This window comes from Reinekea sp., from assembly GCF_982785585.1.
Genome location: NZ_CEYAVF010000070.1, coordinates 1 through 2434, shown reverse-complemented (window position 1 = coordinate 2434; position 2434 = coordinate 1). Strand labels below are relative to the sequence as shown.

Genomic DNA, 2434 nt, shown 5'->3' with positions numbered 1-2434 from the left:
CGGTGATCATGCTCGGCTATTTCGCCAGTATCTGGGTGCATCTGTGGTTGAATGGCTAACGCCACGCTCAGACCTATCGAGCTGACCCAAAAAAAACTCCCGTTGAACGGGAGTTTTTTTTTGCCTATCGATTGCCTTTGGCTTAGGGCAACTTGCCTGTGGCCTAAAGTGCTGAACTTAGCCATTAGATTGCAGGTAAAACTGGAACATGCCGGCGAATAGGGCAGGGTGCTCCTGTTCAAAAGCCTGCCAATGACTCAGATCGACCATACGCGGGTCATCGGGGAAGCGTTGGCCGTAATCAGCCCTGACGCTTTCCGGCACCACAAAACCCAAAAATTCCAGCTGTTGCCGTTCAATCATGGCCTTCAGTTCTAGGGGTTCATATTGGAATTCATGAACATGAAAGAGCAGATCGCGGCAGCCACTTAACGAATAGAAGTCTTGGCTGCTTTTCAGTCCAGAAAAGTCGTACGGCATCTTTCCTTCTAGAATGGCCTGGCGCAACGTTCGAATACCCTCTGCCGTGGGCGGCAAATCGTAGCGCGTGATAAGGTCACGCATTTGACGCACCACTTCGCGCGCTTGATAGCTATAAAGCCCCAGCTTGATCAGGCCTTTTGGTGCTAAGCGGGCCTTAAGCGCCGCCAGACCCTGGTCTGGGTTTTTCATATGGTGCAACACGCCGGAGCACTCGATGACGTGAAATTGCTCATCGAGCTGGTCCAGTTCCAAGATGTCACAATTGAGAAAGCGAATATTGCTAATCTGATGTTGCACAGCCATGCGTTTGGCATAGGCTAATGACCGACTACTCAAATCGATCGCCAGTACTTCCGCGTTACGGAAGTAACGCGCCACCTTGAGGGCGTGTTGGCCAGTGCCCGCGCCGGCGATGAGAAACTTCACCGAACCCATGTTAAAAAACTCAGGCGCGCGAAAGCCGATTAGCTCGGTTTCCAGCGCTCGACCATAGTTGGTCGGCGTGTTGTAGCTCAGATGTAACCAACGAGGGTAGGGGTTCTCTTCATACTGTTGTTTGACGCCCACTGAGATGCTGTCACTTATGGGGCCAAGTTTTTCTATGGTCGCCATCAGCTGGACTTCGGCTTTGGCATTGACCACTACATGTTGAATGAGTCGCTTCGCATGGGCTGGCCAGTCGGTCAGATTTTGGTTGCTCAGACGATCGATGCCGGGCACCGTGATAAGAGGTTCATACATAGCATACAGGGTAAATAGAGGGGCTGAGTCATGGGTTTTGTTGGTCGGCGATAGCAGTACCTCGGTTAGCAGGCTAGCCAACTTATTAACGAGAGTCTTTTCATCCGCGTCGTACTGATAAACCTGCTCATTATGTTCTGAATGCAGCGCTAATCGGCCAGCCAGTTTTAGCAGATGCTGGTCCTTATAGGAACCATCTATACAGTTCAGCAAAACGTGTTTACGCAGCAGCGTGATGAATTTTTCTATTTCATCGTTGATAAAATAGAGCTTTCCCAATGCCAAGTTTAACATTTGATCTTTCGCCAAATCCTGCAAGTCGATGACGGCATTGGCATCATTTAAGGAGTATTTATGAATTAGTAGCGACATGACCAGAGGTGCAAGGGCTTGAAGGTCCATATTCTTAACCTTTAACCAGCGGATTACATCGATCTCAAGATCGGGCTGATAATAGTCGGCCTGGATGTTCTTCAGTATTTCAAATAATTTGGCCTGGACATGATTGTCGAGTGGATTAGTGCGGAAGAGTGTTCGGTAAGCCTGAAACGCTTCGACTACCTGTCCTTTGCGAGCTAAGGTATAGGCCAAAGAGGTCTCGGCACGGGTTTGATTCGGGGCAATAGCTAAAGAGCGCGAAAAGCATTCCAACGCGCTGTCATAGTCTTTTGTGGCCAGGCCGAGATGGCCCATAGAATACCAACAACCGGCGTCTTCGGAATTGAGCGTAAGAGCATCTTTTAGGTATTGAGCGCTAGCATTATAAAAGCCCTCATCTAGAGCGATACGAGCCAATAGATTAAGAGCCGTCACCTCTCTCGCTTTATCTTTAAGCAAGCGGTTAGCATAATCTTTGGCAGCTCCTCGATGGGTAACGGTTTGTTCATTTAAGGTACGAGCATTAATACTCTTATCATAGTGAAACAGGGCGAGACGTTCGAATTCTTTCCATTCACGATTGGTCAGGTCCGTGGTATTTGATGCAAGCCCTAACGGCTCACACTGCCAGACGTCTGCTTGTTTGAGTGCCTTAGTCATAACGGATCCTGCTTTCTGATGATTGGAGTTGCCGCTTTTTGGTTAAGCGGCAAGGCTTAACCGAAAAATAGCAATAGTAGCTCCTGCCCGAAGAATAACAGCAATGGCCGTGCCAGTATGCCCAAAGCCCCGAAATACAAGGCTCCTGGCCCGATCAGGGCACAAAGTAGAG

1 protein-coding gene is annotated in these 2434 nt (G+C 49.1%); it reads right to left on the bottom strand.

What is annotated here, in order from left to right:
• Nucleotides 1–177 precede the first annotated feature (177 nt).
• Nucleotides 178–2262 carry a class I SAM-dependent methyltransferase gene (locus AC4FIC_RS15060; RefSeq protein WP_100256978.1) on the bottom strand — a complete coding sequence of 695 codons (2085 nt, stop codon included), beginning with the start codon at nucleotides 2260–2262 and terminating at the stop codon, nucleotides 178–180.
• Nucleotides 2263–2434 lie beyond the last annotated feature (172 nt).